Origin of the sequence: Nonomuraea sp. NPDC049646 (assembly GCF_044465525.1) — a bacterium.
Taxonomy (GTDB): Bacteria; Actinomycetota; Actinomycetes; order Streptosporangiales; family Streptosporangiaceae; genus Nonomuraea.
In genome coordinates this window covers 1-14,989 of sequence record NZ_JBITLU010000019.1, presented here as the reverse complement: position 1 = coordinate 14,989, position 14,989 = coordinate 1, and the positions used below count along the sequence as shown (strand labels likewise).

Genomic DNA, 14,989 nt, shown 5'->3' with positions numbered 1-14,989 from the left:
CCATGGACGTCATCAACGAACTGCTGGACCGCTCCCACCGCCTGGGCGCCGACCCGCGCAACACCAACTTCGCCGGCGGCAACGCCTCCGCCAAGGGCCGCGCCGCCGACCCGGTCACCGGCCAGGACGTCGACCTGCTCTGGGTCAAGGGCTCCGGCGGCGACCTCGGCACGCTGAAGGAGGCGGGCCTGGCCGTCCTGCGCCTGGACCGCCTGCGCGCGCTCGCCGCCGTCTACCCCGGCGTCGAGCGCGAGGACGAGATGGTCGCCGCCTTCGACTACTGCCTGCACGGCAGGGGCGGCGCCGCCCCCTCGATCGACACCGCCATGCACGGCCTGGTCGAGGCCGCCCACGTGGACCACCTGCACCCCGACGCCGGGATCGCCCTGGCCACCGCCCGCGACGGCGAGGAGCTGACCCGGCGGGTCTTCGGCGACCGCGTGGTGTGGGTGCCCTGGCGGCGGCCCGGCTTCCAGCTCGGCCTGGACATCGCCGCCGTCAAGGAGGCCAACCCGCAGGCCATCGGCTGCGTGCTCGGCGGCCACGGCATCACCGCCTGGGGCGCCACCTCGCAGGAGTGCGAGGCCCGCTCCCTGGAGATCATCCGCACCGCCGAGGAGTACCTGGCCGCCAACGGCCGCCCCGACCCGTTCGGGCCGGTGATCCACGAGCCGCTGCCCGAGGACGAACGGCACGCGCGGGCCGCCGCGCTGTTCCCGGTCGTGCGCGGGCTGGCCTCCTCCGACGTGCGGCAGGTCGGCCACTACACCGGCACCCCGGAGGTGCTGGACTTCCTCTCCCGCGCCGAGCACCCGCGCCTGGCCGCGCTCGGCACGTCCTGCCCCGACCACTTCCTGCGCACCAAGGTCGCCCCGCTGGTCCTGGACCTGCCGCCGGACGCGCCCCTGGACCAGGCGGTCGCCCGGCTGCGCGAGCTGCACGCCGCCTACCGCGCCGACTACACCGCCTACTACGAGCGCCACGCCACCCCGGACTCGCCGCCGATGCGCGGCGCGGACCCGGCGATCGTGCTGGTGCCCGGCGTGGGCATGTTCTCCTTCGGCAAGGACAAGCAGACCGCCCGCGTGGCCGGCGAGTTCTACGTCAACGCGATCAACGTCATGCGCGGCGCCGAGTCCGTCTCCGCCTACGCGCCCATCCCGGAGTCGGAGAAGTTCCGGATCGAGTACTGGGAGCTGGAGGAGGCCAAGCTGCGCCGGATGCCGAAGCCGAAGCCGCTGGCCGGGCGGGTGGCGCTGGTCACCGGCGCGGGCTCGGGCATCGGCGCGGCGACCGCGCGGCGGCTGGCCGCCGAGGGCGCGTGCGTGGTGCTCGCCGACCGCGACCAGGCCGCCGCGGGGAAGGTCGCCGCCGAGATCGGGGCCGGGGCGTACCGGGCCTCCGACGTCGCGGTGGCCGTGGAGGCGGACGTCACCTCCGAGGAGCAGGTCGTGGCCGCCGTACGGGCCGCCGTGCTCGCCTTCGGCGGCGTGGACCTGGTGGTGAACAACGCCGGCCTGTCGTTGTCGCGCTCCCTGCTGGAGACCAGCCTGGACGACTGGGACCTGCAGCACGACGTGATGGCACGGGGCTCGTTCCTGGTCTCCCGCGAATGCGCCCGGGTGCTGATCGACCAGGCGATGGGCGGGGACATCGTCTACATCTCCTCCAAGAACGCCGTCTTCGCCGGGCCGAACAACGTCGCCTACGGCGCGGCCAAGGCCGACCAGGCCCACCAGGTCCGCCTGCTGGCCGCCGAGCTGGGCGAGCACGGCGTCCGCGTCAACGGCGTCAACCCCGACGGCGTGGTGCGCGGCTCGGGCATCTTCGCCTCCGGCTGGGGCGCCAACCGCGCGGCGGTGTACGGCGTGGAGGAGGAGCGCCTGGGCGAGTTCTACGCCCGGCGCACCCTGCTCAAGCGCGAGGTCCTGCCCGAGCACGTGGCCGCCGCGGTCTTCGCGCTCGCCGGGTCCGACCTGACCCACACCACGGGCCTGCACGTCCCGGTGGACGCGGGCGTCGCCGCCGCCTTCCTCAGGTGAGCCCGGGTGGCGGCCTCACGAGTAGGCCGCCACCACCCCCACGACCATCAGCAGCGCCCCGGCGGCGGTGACCACGCCGCCCGCCGCCACGGCCGCCCGCCTGGCCCGCCGTCCCGCCCCGGCCCAGTAGAGCAGCACGTAGGGCAGGAACCCGATCCCGCCCAGCCCCACCGCGGGCAGGGCCGTCGCGGCCAGCACGCCCCTGGTCCCGGCCGGCGCCGCCCGGTCGCCCTCGGGCGTGAGCTGCGCCCGCGTCACGTCGCCCGCCGTGGAGTCGGGGGAGGCGTCCACCGGCACGGACGGGCCGCCGGAGTCGGGCGCGAAGCGCCCCTTGCAGTCGTAACGCCCCTGGCCCAGGTCGGCGCAGGAGAGCACGGTCAGCGTCCCAGGCGTGCCGATCCGCCCGGTGGCCAGCTGATAGTCCCGGACCGACAACGCCGCGGGCAGCACGCAGATCCCCACCCACAGCAGCACGATGACGGCGCGCCCGAACGGCCCGGGACCGCGCCCGCGCGACGGGGTGACGAAGGTGAGATCGGGCAACAAGTCGCTCATGCCCGGCAGCATCCCGCCCGCCACTTGGGATTGGCCTGGAAAGGACTGGGACACGCACCTGTCACCGGCGCGGGCCGTCCCGGCTTGCATAATCATCCTCTTGAGTGCATCATCTTCACAAGCAAGGTCATGAGATAGGGTGCATGTTTATGCAGGAGGGCCGGATGAGAGCAGCGATCGCGGGAGCCAGCGGCTACGCCGGAGGTGAGCTGCTCCGCCTCCTGCTCGGCCATCCCGAGTTCGAGATCGGCGCGCTCACCGCGGCCTCCAGCGCCGGCAGCCCGCTCGGCGCCCACCAGCCGCACCTGCCGCAGCTGGCCGACCGCGTCCTGGAGGAGACCACGCCGGACGCGCTCGCCGGGCACGACGTGGTCTTCCTCGCGCTGCCGCACGGCCACTCGGCCGCCGTCGCCGCCGAGCTCGGCGAGGACACGATCGTGGTCGACTGCGGCGCCGACCACCGGCTCGCCGACCCGGCGGCCTGGCAGGAGTTCTACGGCGGCGACCACGCCGGCACCTGGCCCTACGGCCTGCCCGAGCTGCCCGGCCAGCGCGACGCGCTGAGGACGGCCCGGCGCGTCGCCGTCCCCGGCTGCTACCCGACCTCGGTGCTGCTGGCCCTGTGGCCCGCCTTCGCCGCGGGCCTGGCCGGCCCTGACGTCGTCGTGGTGGCCGCCAGCGGCACCAGCGGCGCGGGCAAGGCGGCCAAGGCCCACCTGCTGGGCAGCGAGGTCATGGGCTCGGTCAGCGCGTACGGCGTGGGCGGCGTCCACCGCCACACCCCCGAGATGGAGCAGGGGCTGTCCGCCGTCGCCGGCGCCCCCGTACGCGTCTCCTTCACCCCCACCCTGGCCCCCATGAGCCGCGGCATCCTGGCCACCTGCACCGCCCCCGCCGCCCCCGGCCTCACCCGCGAGTCGCTGCGCACCGCCTACGAGGTCGCGCTCAAGGCCGAGCCGTTCGTCCGGCTGCTGCCCGAGGGCGTCTGGCCGGCCACCTCCATGACGTACGGCGCCAACACCGCCGCCCTGCAGGTGACGCTCGACGAGCGCGCCGGCCGCGTGGTCGCCGTCATCGCCATCGACAACCTCACCAAGGGCACGGCCGGAGGCGCGGTCCAGAGCGTCAACCTCGCCCTCGGCCTGCCGGAAGAGCTCGGCCTTCCCCTGACAGGAGTTGCTCCATGAGTGTCACCGCCCCACTGGGCTTCCGGGCCGCGGGCATCGCCGCCGGCATCAAGTCCGGCGACGCCCGCGACCTGGCCCTCGTCGTCAACGACGGGCCCAGCCGCGCCGCCGCGGGCGTCTTCACCGCCAACCGCGTCAAGGCCGCCCCCGTGCTCTGGTCGCAGCAGGTCCTGGCGGGCGGGCGGCTGCGCGCGGTGGTGCTCAACTCCGGCGGCGCCAACGCCTGCACCGGCCCCGAGGGCTTCCAGGACACCCACGCCACCGCCGAGAAGGTCGCCGAGGTCATCGGCGACAGCGCGGGCGAGATCGCGGTCTGCTCCACCGGCCTGATCGGCGAGCGGCTGCCGATGGAGGCGCTGCTGACCGGCGTCCAGACCGCCGCGGGCCAGCTCTCCCGCGACGGCGGCCTGGCCGCGGCCGACGCCATCCGCACCACCGACACCGTCTCCAAGATCTCCTTCAAGCGGGCCGACGGCTACATGGTCGGCGGCATGGCCAAGGGCGCCGGCATGCTCGCCCCCGCCCTGGCCACCATGCTCTGCGTGATCACCACCGACGCCGACCTGACCAGCGAGGAGCTCGACACGGCGCTGCGCGCCGCCACGGCGACGACCTTCGACCGGCTCGACTCCGACGGCTGCATGTCCACCAACGACACCGTGCTGCTGCTGGCCAGCGGCGCCGCCGGGGTGAAGCCGGACCTGGCCGAGTTCGGGCAGAAGGTCCAGGAGGTCTGCGCCGACCTGGCCAGGCAGCTCCTCGTGGACGCCGAGGGCGCCTCCAAGGCCATCGCCGTCGAGGTCGTCGGCGCCGCCTGCGAGGACGACGCCGTCGAGGTAGGCCGCACCGTCGCCCGTTCCAACCTGCTCAAGTGCGCCATCCACGGCGAGGACCCCAACTGGGGCCGCGTGCTGGCCGCCGTCGGCACGACGAAGGCCGCCTTCGAGCCCGACCGCGTCAACGTCGCCATCAACGGCATCTGGATCTGCCGCGACGGCTCCGTCGGCGACGACCGCTCCAAGGTGGACATGCGCCCCCGCGACGTGACGATCACCATCGACCTGTCGGCCGGCCGCCACAGCGCCACCATCCACACCACGGACCTGACCGCCGAGTACGTCCACGAGAACTCGGCGTACTCCTCGTGAGGGCCGTCACCGCGGCCACCAAGGCCGAGGCGCTGATCGAGGCCCTGCCCTGGCTGACCCGCTTCCACGGCGCGACCGTCGTCATCAAGTACGGCGGCAACGCCATGACCGACGAGTCCCTCAAGGAGGGCTTCGCCGAGGACGTCGTGTTCCTGCACCACGCCGGCCTGCGCCCGGTCGTCGTCCACGGCGGCGGCCCGCAGATCAGCAGCGCACTCGACAGGCACGGCATCGAGTCCACCTTCACCGCCGGCCTGCGCGTCACCACGCCCGAGGCCATGCAGGTCGTCAGGATGGTCCTGGTCGGCCAGGTGGGCCGCGACATCGTCGGCCTGGTCAACCGGCACGGCCCGTTCGCCGTCGGCATGTCCGGCGAGGACGCCTGCCTGTTCACCGCCGAGCGCAAGCCCGCGATGGTCGACGGCCGGCCGGTGGACATCGGCCAGGTCGGCGAGATCGTCAAGGTCGATCCGGGCGCGGTCCGCGCGCTGATCGACGACGGCCGCATCCCGGTCGTCTCCAGCGTCGCCGCCGGCGCCGACGGACAGATCTACAACGTCAACGCCGACACCGCCGCCGCCGCGCTGGCCGTGGCGCTCGGCGCGCAGAAGCTGATCGTCCTCACCGACGTCGAGGGCCTGTACGCCAACTGGCCCGACGACACCGACGTGATCGACCAGCTCGACGCCGACGCGCTGGAGAAGCTGCTGCCCACGCTGTCCAGCGGCATGGTCCCCAAGATGGAGGCGTGCCTGACCGCCGTGCGCGGGGGAGTGCCCCAGGCGCACGTCCTCGACGGCCGCGTGCCCCACTCGATGCTGCTGGAAATCTTCACCAACGAAGGAATCGGAACCATGGTGATGCCCTCATGAACCTCCACGAGCGGTTCGAGCAGGCGTTCATGCCCAACTACGGCGTCCCCCCGATCGCCCTGGCCCGCGGCGAGGGCACCCGCGTCTGGGACGCCGACGGCAAGGAGTACCTCGACTTCATCGGCGGCATCGCGGTCAGCTCGCTCGGCCACGCCCACCCCGCCCTGGTCGAGGCCGTCTCCAAGCAGGTCGCCACGCTCGCCCACACCAGCAACCTGTTCCTGCACGAGCCCGAGGTGCTGCTCGCCGAGCGGCTGCTCGGCCTGCTCAACGCGCCCGCCCGGGTCTTCTTCGCCAACTCCGGCACCGAGGCCAACGAGGCCGCCTACAAGCTCGCGCTCAAGTACGGCCGGCGCGAGGGCCGCTCCTACTTCGTGGCCGCCGAGAACGGCTTCCACGGCCGGACGATCGGCGCCCTGTCGCTGACCGGCAAGAAGGCCATCCGCGACCAGTTCGGCCCGTTCCCCGTCGACGTTCGCTTCGTCCCCTACGGCGACGCCGACGCGCTCAAGGAGGCGGTGACCGGCGACTGCATCGCGGTGTTCCTGGAGCCGACGCAGGGCGAGGCCGGCGTCGTCCCGCCGCCCGAGGGCTACTTCGAGGCCGCCCGCGAGATCTGCGACTCGACCGGCGCGCTGCTGGTCGCCGACGAGATCCAGTCGGCGATCGGCCGTACCGGCCACTGGTTCGCCCACCAGGCCGACGGCGTCACCCCCGACATCCTGACCCTGGCCAAGGGCCTCGGCGGCGGCCTGCCGATCGGCGCGTGCGTCGGGTTCGGCGAGGCCGGTCGGCTGTTCGACAAGGGCGACCACGGCTCGACGTTCGGCGGCAACCCCGTCTCGTGCGCGGCGGCGCTGGCCGTGCTGGACAACCTCGACCTCGACCACGTCAAGTCGGTCGCCGCCGGGCTGCGCGGCGGCCTGGAGGCGGTCCGCCACCCGCTGCTGAAGGGCGTGCGCGGGCGCGGGCTGTGGCTGGCCGCCGTCCTGAAGGAGGAGCGGTCCGCGCGGGTGCAGCAGGCCGCCGCCGAGGCGGGCTTCCTGGTCAACGCCGTGCAGCCGGACGCCGTCCGCCTCGCGCCGCCGCTCGTGGTCACCCACGAGGAGGTGAACGCCTTCGTCGAGGCGTTCCCCGCGATCCTCGCGGAGGCGTCGGCGTGACCAGGCACTTCCTGAGGGACGACGACCTGAGCCCCGAGGAGCAGGCGGAGGTGCTCGACCTGGCCGCCGCGATGAAGAAGGACCGCTTCGGCTACCGGCCGTTCGAGGGCCCGAAGACCGTCGCCGTCCTGTTCGACAAGCCCTCGGCCCGCACCCGCGTCTCCTTCCACACCGGCATCGGCGAGCTCGGCGGCCTGCCGCTCGTCGTGGACAACGTCGCGGTGCTGATGGGCAGGGGCGAGCCGACCGCCGACATCGCCCGCGTGCTCGACCGCCAGGTGGCCGCCATCGTGTGGCGCACCACCGGGCAGCGGCTGGTCGAGGAGATGGCCGCCGCCTCGGCGGTGCCCGTCGTCAACGCGCTCACCGACGACTTCCACCCCTGCCAGATCCTCGCCGACCTGCAGACCGTCCGCGAGCGGCTGGGCGGCACGGCCGGGCTGACGCTGACCTACGTCGGCGACGGCGCCAACAACATGGCCCACTCCTACCTGCTCGGCGGCGCGACGGCCGGCATGCACGTACGGATCGCCGCCCCGGCCGGCTACCAGCCCGACGCCGTGATCCTCGGCCAGGCCGCCGCCGTCGCCGCCAGGACCGGCGGATCGGTGGTCGCGATGACCGACCCGGCCGCCGCCGTCCAGGGGGCGCACGTGATCGCCACCGACACGTGGGTGTCCATGGGGCAGAGCGGCGAGCAGGAGCGGGCGGCCGCGTTCGCGCCGTACCAGGTGAACGCCGGGCTGCTGGAGCAGGCCGCGCCCGAGGCGATCGTCCTGCACTGCCTGCCCGCCTACCGCGGCAAGGAGATCACCGCCGACGTCCTCGACGGGCCGGCCAGCGTCGTGTGGGACCAGGCGGAGAACCGGCTGCACGCCCAGAAGGCGCTGCTCCACTGGCTGGTGACCCGCGGATGACCATCCCGATGACCAAGGCCGCGCGGCAGGCGAAGATCACCGACCTGCTGCAGCGCAAGGCCGTCCGCTCCCAGCCGGAGCTGGCCAAGCTGCTGGCCGAGAGCGGCGTCGAGGTCACCCAGGCCACCCTCTCCCGCGACCTGGACGAGCTCGGCGCGCTCAAGCTGCGCGCCGACGACGGCTCCCTGGTGTACGCGCTGCCCGGCGAGGGCGGCGACCGCATCCCGCTCACCAGGACAGGCGGCGGCGGCGAGACCCCGGCGGCGCGGCTGCACCGCATCGCCGAGGAGCTGCTGGTGGCCGCCGAGGCCTCGGCCAACCTGGTCATGGTCCGCACCCCGCCGGGCGCCGCCCAGTTCCTGGCCTCCGCCATCGACCACGCCGACTGGGAGTCGATCCTCGGCACCGTGGCGGGCGACGACACGATCCTGGTCATCAGCCGGGATCCGGCGGGCGGCCAGGCCGTCGCCGAGGCGCTGCTGCGCGTGGCGGACCGGCGCGGATGAACCGGCGTGGCCGAACCGGTCGCCGGGATCGCGGCCGCCCCTGACGCAAAGAAGGGCTGAGTTGCACTATGGTCGCGTGGGAAATGGAGGAGATGACGGTGAGTGATGGCAAGCCGATGCGGCTGTGGGGCGGGCGCTTCGAGAGCGGTCCGTCCGACGCGCTGGCCCGGCTGTCGGTGAGCGTGCACTTCGACTGGCGGCTGGTGCCGTACGACCTGGCGGCGTCCAGGGCGCACGCCCGCGTGCTGCACAGGGCGGGGCTGCTGAGCGACGAGGAGCTCGAGCGCATGATCGGCGCGCTCGACGACCTGGAGGCCGCCTGCAAGGCGGGCGAGTTCCGCCCGACCGTGGCCGACGAGGACGTCCACACCGCGCTGGAGCGCGGCCTGCTGGAGCGGCTCGGCTCGCTCGGCGGCAAGCTGCGCGCGGGCCGCAGCCGCAACGACCAGATCGCCACCGACCTGCGCCTCTACCTCCGCGACCACGTGCGCAGCATCGTCTCCCGCCTGGTCGAGCTGGAGACCGCGCTGATGGCCCAGGCCGAGCAGCACGCCGAGACCGCCGCGCCGGGCATGACGCACCTGCAGCACGCCCAGCCCGTCTCCTTCGGCCACCAGCTCCTGGCCCACGTCCATGCCTTCACCCGCGACATCGACCGCCTCACCGACTGGGACAAGCGCGCCGCGATCTCCCCGCTCGGCTCCGGCGCCCTGGCGGGCTCCTCGCTGCCGCTCGACCCGCAGGCCGTGGCCGAGGAGCTCGGCTTCTCCGCCGCCGCGCCCAACTCGATGGACGCCGTCGCCGACCGCGACTTCGCCGCCGAGTTCCTGTTCGACGCGGCGATGATCGGTGTGCACCTGTCGCGGCTGGGCGAGGAGATCGTCCTGTGGGCCTCGCAGGAGTTCCGCTGGATCGAGATGGACGACGCCTACTCCACCGGCTCGTCGATCATGCCCCAGAAGAAGAACCCCGACGTCGCCGAGCTGGCCCGCGGCAAGTCCGGCCGCCTGATCGGCAACCTCATGTCGATGCTCACCACGCTCAAGGGCCTGCCGCTGACCTACAACCGTGACCTGCAGGAGGACAAGGAGCCGGTGTTCGACTCGGTCGACACGCTGCTGCTCGTCCTGCCCGCGATGGCCGGGCTGGTCGCGACCATGCGCGTCAACACCGCCCGCATGGAGGCCTCGGCCCCCGACGGTTTCGCCCTGGCCACCGACCTGGCCGAGCTGCTGGTGCGGCGCGGCGTGCCGTTCCGCGACGCGCACGAGGCCGTCGGCCACCTGGTGGTCTGGTGCCAGGTCAACGACAAGGACCTCGGCGACCTGACCGACGACGAGCTGGCCAAGGTCTCGCCGCACCTGACGCCCGACGTCCGCGACGTGCTCAACGTGCCCGGCGCGCTGGCGGCCCGCAAGGCCCACGGCGGCACCGCGCCCGACCGCGTCCGCGACCAGCTCGTCGCCCTGCGCGAGGCGGTCGACGCGCAGGCGGCATGGGCCTCGGGCAGCTGAGCGCCGCGCCGCTGCCGCGGAGTTTCTTCGACCGGCCCTCGCACGAGGTCGCGCCCGACCTGCTCGGACGCGTCCTCGTGCACGGCCCGGTCGCCGTCCGCCTCACCGAGGTCGAGGCGTACGGCGGTCCCGGCGAGGACCCGGCGGCCCACACCTACCGCGGCAGGACACCCCGCAACGCCGTCATGTTCGGCCCGCCCGGCCACCTGTACGTGTACTTCACCTACGGCATGCACTTCTGCGCGAACCTCGTCTGCCTGCCCGAGGGCCACGGCTCGGCCGTGCTGGTCCGCGCCGGCGAGATCGTCGCCGGCCTGGACGAGGCCCGCACCCGCCGCACCCCCGGCGCCGGCCGGGACGGGCGGGACGGCCCGGGCAGGCGGGTGCCGGACCGTGACCTCGCCCGCGGCCCGGCCAGGCTGGCCGTCGCGCTGGGCCTGCTGCGCGAGCACAACGGCCTCGACGCGATCTGGGAAGGCGCACCCGCCGCCCTGGACCCCCTCACCGGAAACCTCGGGCGTCATGGCCAGGGATCGGATCACGCCACCTGGCTCACCGGCCTGCCCCACGGGTCGGCCGCCGTGCTCGAAGGCCGGCCCGCCGACCCCGGCGCGATCAGGTCAGGCCCGCGCACCGGCGTCTCGACCGCCAAGGAGACCCCGTGGCGGTTCTGGATCGACGGCGACCCGACCGTGTCGCCGTACCGGGCTCACGTGCCGCGCCGGCGCAGCTCCGCGGCCACCTCCGTGGGGGAGACGCCCAGCTCGTGAGCGCTGAAGACGTGCAGGTGGTCGCCGGTGTCGATCTCCAGCATCTCGCTGCGCAGCCCGAACCGCCTGCGCACGTCCACCGTGACGTCCTGGATCGCCGCCCACGGCACACGCCGCCGCCCGGCGAACCCGTGCACCACCGTGATCCCGTCCGCGTCGGCCGACAGCCGCACCGGCACCAGCACGTCGCGCAGCCCCATCCCGCCCACCAGCACGGCCGCCGGCACCGCGAGGATCACCCCGCGCACGTCCCCGGCCACCCACCAGAAGACGGCGAGCCCGGCGCACGCCAGAGCCCCTAAGATCTTGAAAACGGCCAGCTCGCGACGGACCCTCCACATGGACACCGAGCGTATCCAAGTGGCGCGCCGGCACACCGATCGGGCAGGCTAAAGGCACCGACTCCGACTCAGGGAAGCCACATCACCGTGACCGACATCATCGACGACCTCGCGTGGCGAGGATTGATCGCCCAGTCCACCGACCTCGACGCCCTGCGCGCGTCCATGGCCAAGGCACCGATCACGGTCTATTCCGGTTTCGACCCCACAGCGCCGTCCCTGCACATCGGCCACTTCGTGCCGCTGCTCACGCTGCGCCGCCTGCAGCTCGCCGGGCACAACCCGATCGGCCTGGTCGGCGGGGCCACCGGCCTGATCGGCGACCCGAGCGGCCGCAACACCGAGCGCTCGCTCAACTCCAGCGAGATCGTCGCCGAGTGGGTGGAGCGCCTGCGCGGCCAGGTCGGCAAGTTCCTCGACTTCGACGCGGAGTCCAACCCGGCCCGCCTGGTCAGCAACCTCGACTGGACCGGTGAGCTCAGCGCCATCGACTTCCTGCGCGACATCGGCAAGCACTTCCCGGTCAACCGCATGCTCGCCAGGGAGTCGGTCTCCGCCAGGCTCGCGGGGGAGGGGCTCAGCTACACCGAGTTCAGCTACCAGATCCTGCAGTCCAACGACTACCTGGAGCTGTTCCGCCGCTACAACTGCACCCTGCAGATCGGCGGCAGCGACCAGTGGGGCAACATCACGGCCGGCGCCGACCTGATCCGCCGCATCGAGGGCGGCCACGTGCACGTCCTGACCCAGCCGCTGATCACCAAGGCCGACGGCACCAAGTTCGGCAAGACGGCGGGCGGCGCGCTCTGGCTCGACCCCGAGATGACCTCCCCGTACGCCTTCTACCAGTACTTCCTCAACTCCGACGACCGCGACGTGATCCACTACCTCAAGGTGTTCACGTTCCGCGGCCGCGAGGAGATCGAAGAGCTGGAGAAGGCGGTCGCCGAGCGTCCCTTCGCCCGCGAGGCCCAGCGCACGCTGGCCGAAGACCTCACCGAGCTGCTCCACGGCCGCGCCGAGCTGGAAGCGGTCATGGCCGCCTCGAAGGCGCTGTTCGGACAGGGGTCGCTGGAGGACCTGCCCGCCGCCACGCTGGAGGCCGCCCTGGCGGAGGTCCCCAAGGCCACCGTCGCCGAACTCGGCGCGTCCTTCGTCGACCTGCTGGCCGACAGCGGGCTGGTCGAGTCGAAGTCGGCGGCCAGGCGCGCGGTCAAGGAGGGCGGCGCCTACCTGAACAACGTCAAGATCACTGACGAGGCGTACGTGCCCGAGGCGTCCGACCTGCTGGCGGGCCGGTTCATGGTGCTGCGCCGCGGCAAGAAGTCGATCGGCGGCGTCGAGGTCGCCTGACCCCGACCGGCGAGGCGGGCCCTCCGGGGCCCGCCTTCCGCATGGCAGACCCTGCGGGGTCTCCGTTTTGTACGGCGAAGCGAGCCCGCGCGGGACCTCCATTTTGTACGGCGATGGGAGACCCCGCCGGGCCCACTTGCCGCGTGGCGAGGCGGGCTCCGGGGAGGCCCGCCTGTCTTATTTGCGCGCTGATGTCCGCGCCGGCTTCCGCTCTCGTCTCTGATCTGGTTCCCGTTCGAACAGGGCCACCGTCAGCCCCGGCAGATCCGCCGAGTGCTTGACCGAGACAGGCTCGAACCCCGCCTGCCGCACCTGCGCCACCCGCGGCACGGAGCCGCCCTGCAACCCCGCCTGCTTGGTGCCCCGCCACACCAGCCAGACCCGATCACGTCCCTTCAACGCCGCCGCGACCTCCGACCTTTCGGGGTAGCCGAACCCGTCGGCGTCCGGCACGTCGCCCGTCTTCAGCACGTCGTCCGGCATCGCCGCGTCCGCGTAGTAGTCGAACCCGGCCCGGAGCTGGCTCTGCCCGTACATGATCGCGTCCCCCGGCTCCGCCTTGACCACCCGCAACGCCCACGGGATGTTCTCGAACCGCCCGTTCTCCTCGCGTACCGCCACATGGTCGGAAGCCGCGAGCAGGCCCCCCACCAGCACGAGCGCCACCCCCGCCGGCACCGGGAACCGCGGCATCCCAGCCACGGCCACCCCCGCCAGCAACGCCAGCGCGGGCGCCGTCACGAACAGGTACCGGTCCACGTACGCCGGCGTCACCAGCTGCGAGACCGCGAGCAGCAGCAGCGGCGGCAACACCAGCCACCCCATCTCCGCGACGGCCCACCGACCACCATCCCCGGCCACCGGATCACGCCCCGCCGAACCGCCACCATCCCCCCGCGCCTGCCCAGGCCCCTCGGACCGGCTCCCGTCGTCGCGCACCCGATCACGGCCCGCCGCCGACTTCCAGAGCACCACCGCGCCGGCCAGCGCGACCGCGAACAGCAGCACCCCGGCCCAGGTCGAGCCCGCCGCCATCTTCGGGAACTTGAGCCACACCTCCGGCCCCCGCTGCGGGATCCAGCTGATCGCGTGCCGCTCCCCGAACCCGACCAGTCCCAGCACGACCGCGGGCAGACCTCCGATCCCCAGCGCCACCGCCATCCGCACCAGCACCCCGCGCCGCGCCAGGGCGAGGTGCGCGGGCAGCGCCAGCACCGCGAACAGATGCGTGCAGCACACCAGCGCCACCGCCACGCCGTACGCCACCCACCGCCCCCCGCTCGGACGCGTCACCGCCCGGTGCAGCGCCCAGAACGAGAACACCACCGCGGCCGCCGCGAACGCGTAGGACCTGGCGAAAGCCCCGTAATAGGAGACGGACGGCAGGATCGCGAACAACGCCGCCCCGATCACGCCCGCCCGCACACTGTGCAGCCGCCTGCCGAGGTCGGCGAGGAACCAGGCCGCCACCCCGATCGCCACCGCCGACGGCAGCCGCAGCCACAGTTCGGCTGTGCCGGCCTCAACCCAGAAGTGCATGAACAGGTAGTACGGCAGGAAGTGTCCGTCGATGTTCCGGGCCAGCTCCCACAACCCCGACAGTGAGCGGGAAGCCGCGCTGATGGTGGCCAGCTCGTCACCGTTCAGGGTGGCCGCCCCCGTCCCCGAGAACGCCACCGCTCCCGCGACCAAAGCCATCCACCAAGGGGCGAAGGAACGCTGACGGGTCGCAGGTTTGACCGAGGGGGCAATTGTGGCGGCAGTGGTCACCGGGGCAGAATACGCGCCCCTCAGAACCCCCGCCCCGCACTTGGAACCCCGCAGCCGCCCGAACGACCTGGTCGGCGCCCCGGCCTCACCACCGCCTCCACCCGCCGATCATTGCCTTCGCCACGAACGCGCTTGAGCCCAGCCCTAGAACACAACCTCCGCACCACAAGGCAGCAAGACCTGCGGCCCATTGCTTCCAGCCCGCAGTGCCCCAACGAGCCACCCCACCCCGCCGCCCCCGCCACATCGGGCCCTGTCTCACTCTCACCTCCTTCTGCCCTTCCCGGATCCCCTTTCCGAGCTCGCCGATCACACCCTCCCTCCCAAAGCCAATCGCCACCCGCCGCGGCTGCGGGTCCGTCCTCGTAGGCGAGGGCGCGCGCAGCACGGGTGACGAGCACCGTCCTCCCGCGTTCCGCCATGCTCCCGTCCGGCGATTTGACGTGTCGCGGATCGCGACCTAATCTTTCACTTCGTCCCCGGAGCGAGCCGGACGCCGATCAGGCGGACGGGCCCCGGGACAAGCCCCTTGAGATGACAAGCCACCTCGGCCGAGACGCTTCAACGCGCTTTGGCATGGGTTGTCATCTGGTGCCCGAAGCACGCCGAATAATCGGTTGATTCGACAGGTGCCGGATGACACGGTAAGTTACGAGGGTTGCCTCGGAAGCGAGGCATCCAATCCTAGACAGGTTTGGTCCGGTTTGTTCAAGTCTCCGGATTTGACACGAAATCGGCGGGCCTGCTAAGATTAAGAAGACGAAATGAACGCCTCTGAACGAGGATCCGGGAACGGGTTCTGGTGAGGAAGTACGCGTCCGTTTCTTGAGAACTCAACAGTGTGTTAAAAG

General features: G+C 72.7%; 13 protein-coding genes. 10 read left to right on the top strand and 3 right to left on the bottom strand.

Features of this window, described 5'->3' with window-relative positions; genetic code table 11:
- The first annotated feature begins 2 nt into the window (after nt 1–2).
- Nucleotides 3–2,042 (top strand): bifunctional aldolase/short-chain dehydrogenase, encoded by a 2,040-nt coding sequence (locus ACIBQ8_RS41045; RefSeq protein WP_397194738.1) that lies wholly within the window; start codon nt 3–5, stop codon nt 2,040–2,042.
- A 15-nt stretch (nt 2,043–2,057) separates the two neighbouring features.
- Here ACIBQ8_RS41045 and ACIBQ8_RS41040 read toward each other — a convergent pair whose 3' ends face one another.
- On the bottom strand, nt 2,058–2,597 hold the full coding sequence (locus ACIBQ8_RS41040; protein ID WP_397194737.1) for a hypothetical protein: 540 nt from the start codon (nt 2,595–2,597) through the stop codon (nt 2,058–2,060).
- Nucleotides 2,598–2,761: 164 nt separating this feature from the next.
- On the opposite strand from ACIBQ8_RS41040, the gene argC reads away from it, so the two are divergent.
- From argC to ACIBQ8_RS41000, 8 genes are all read left to right on the top strand, one after another.
- Entirely contained in the window at nt 2,762–3,784 is a 1,023-nt protein-coding gene (gene argC / locus ACIBQ8_RS41035) for an N-acetyl-gamma-glutamyl-phosphate reductase (RefSeq protein ID WP_397194736.1), read from the top strand.
- Nucleotides 3,781–4,932 carry a bifunctional glutamate N-acetyltransferase/amino-acid acetyltransferase ArgJ gene (argJ, locus tag ACIBQ8_RS41030; RefSeq protein WP_397175430.1) on the top strand — a complete coding sequence of 384 codons (1,152 nt, stop codon included), beginning with the start codon at nt 3,781–3,783 and terminating at the stop codon, nt 4,930–4,932. The genes argC and argJ overlap by 4 nt, the downstream gene beginning before the upstream one ends.
- Nucleotides 4,929–5,804: an acetylglutamate kinase gene (gene argB / locus ACIBQ8_RS41025; protein WP_397175431.1), complete on the top strand. Its 876-nt coding sequence runs from the start codon at nt 4,929–4,931 to the stop codon at nt 5,802–5,804. Before argJ ends, argB begins: the two co-directional genes overlap by 4 nt.
- On the top strand, nt 5,801–6,967 hold the full coding sequence (locus ACIBQ8_RS41020) for an acetylornithine transaminase (RefSeq protein WP_397175433.1): 1,167 nt from the start codon (nt 5,801–5,803) through the stop codon (nt 6,965–6,967). The genes argB and ACIBQ8_RS41020 overlap by 4 nt, the downstream gene beginning before the upstream one ends.
- The gene (gene argF, locus ACIBQ8_RS41015; RefSeq protein WP_397175435.1) at nt 6,964–7,884 is read left to right on the top strand and encodes an ornithine carbamoyltransferase; all 921 of its coding nucleotides are present in this window, start codon (nt 6,964–6,966) and stop codon (nt 7,882–7,884) included. The genes ACIBQ8_RS41020 and argF overlap by 4 nt, the downstream gene beginning before the upstream one ends.
- The gene (locus tag ACIBQ8_RS41010; RefSeq protein ID WP_352330310.1) at nt 7,881–8,390 is read left to right on the top strand and encodes an arginine repressor; all 510 of its coding nucleotides are present in this window, start codon (nt 7,881–7,883) and stop codon (nt 8,388–8,390) included. Before argF ends, ACIBQ8_RS41010 begins: the two co-directional genes overlap by 4 nt.
- Nucleotides 8,391–8,482: 92 nt before the next feature.
- Nucleotides 8,483–9,904, top strand: coding sequence for an argininosuccinate lyase (gene argH, locus ACIBQ8_RS41005; protein ID WP_397175437.1), 1,422 nt, complete (start codon nt 8,483–8,485; stop codon nt 9,902–9,904).
- On the top strand, nt 9,886–10,674 hold the full coding sequence (locus ACIBQ8_RS41000; protein ID WP_397194735.1) for a DNA-3-methyladenine glycosylase: 789 nt from the start codon (nt 9,886–9,888) through the stop codon (nt 10,672–10,674). The genes argH and ACIBQ8_RS41000 overlap by 19 nt, the downstream gene beginning before the upstream one ends.
- Here the strand turns inward: ACIBQ8_RS41000 and ACIBQ8_RS40995 are convergent.
- On the bottom strand, nt 10,614–11,015 hold the full coding sequence (locus ACIBQ8_RS40995) for a PH domain-containing protein (RefSeq protein ID WP_397175440.1): 402 nt from the start codon (nt 11,013–11,015) through the stop codon (nt 10,614–10,616). The two genes, ACIBQ8_RS41000 and ACIBQ8_RS40995, sit on opposite strands and share 61 nt — an antisense overlap.
- 87 nt (nt 11,016–11,102) lie before the next feature.
- Between ACIBQ8_RS40995 and tyrS the strand changes: the two genes are divergently transcribed.
- Nucleotides 11,103–12,368: a tyrosine--tRNA ligase gene (gene tyrS, locus ACIBQ8_RS40990; RefSeq protein ID WP_397175442.1), complete on the top strand. Its 1,266-nt coding sequence runs from the start codon at nt 11,103–11,105 to the stop codon at nt 12,366–12,368.
- A 177-nt stretch (nt 12,369–12,545) separates the two neighbouring features.
- Here tyrS and ACIBQ8_RS40985 read toward each other — a convergent pair whose 3' ends face one another.
- On the bottom strand, nt 12,546–14,066 hold the full coding sequence (locus tag ACIBQ8_RS40985) for a glycosyltransferase family 39 protein (protein ID WP_397194734.1): 1,521 nt from the start codon (nt 14,064–14,066) through the stop codon (nt 12,546–12,548).
- Between the last annotated feature and the right edge of the window lie 923 nt (nt 14,067–14,989).

What these genes read in the sequence shown, in the direction of transcription:
- ACIBQ8_RS41045 (WP_397194738.1), top strand. Translation starts at nt 3, where the DNA reads ATGGACGTCATCAACGAACTGCTGGACCGCTCCCACCGCCTGGGCGCC.
- ACIBQ8_RS41040 (WP_397194737.1), bottom strand. Translation starts at nt 2,597, where the DNA reads ATGAGCGACTTGTTGCCCGATCTCACCTTCGTCACCCCGTCGCGCGGG.
- argC (WP_397194736.1), top strand. Translation starts at nt 2,762, where the DNA reads ATGAGAGCAGCGATCGCGGGAGCCAGCGGCTACGCCGGAGGTGAGCTG.
- argJ (WP_397175430.1), top strand. Translation starts at nt 3,781, where the DNA reads ATGAGTGTCACCGCCCCACTGGGCTTCCGGGCCGCGGGCATCGCCGCC.
- ACIBQ8_RS41020 (WP_397175433.1), top strand. Translation starts at nt 5,801, where the DNA reads ATGAACCTCCACGAGCGGTTCGAGCAGGCGTTCATGCCCAACTACGGC.
- ACIBQ8_RS41010 (WP_352330310.1), top strand. Translation starts at nt 7,881, where the DNA reads ATGACCATCCCGATGACCAAGGCCGCGCGGCAGGCGAAGATCACCGAC.
- argH (WP_397175437.1), top strand. Translation starts at nt 8,483, where the DNA reads ATGACGGTGAGTGATGGCAAGCCGATGCGGCTGTGGGGCGGGCGCTTC.
- ACIBQ8_RS41000 (WP_397194735.1), top strand. Translation starts at nt 9,886, where the DNA reads ATGGGCCTCGGGCAGCTGAGCGCCGCGCCGCTGCCGCGGAGTTTCTTC.
- ACIBQ8_RS40995 (WP_397175440.1), bottom strand. Translation starts at nt 11,015, where the DNA reads ATGTGGAGGGTCCGTCGCGAGCTGGCCGTTTTCAAGATCTTAGGGGCT.
- ACIBQ8_RS40985 (WP_397194734.1), bottom strand. Translation starts at nt 14,066, where the DNA reads ATGGCTTTGGTCGCGGGAGCGGTGGCGTTCTCGGGGACGGGGGCGGCC.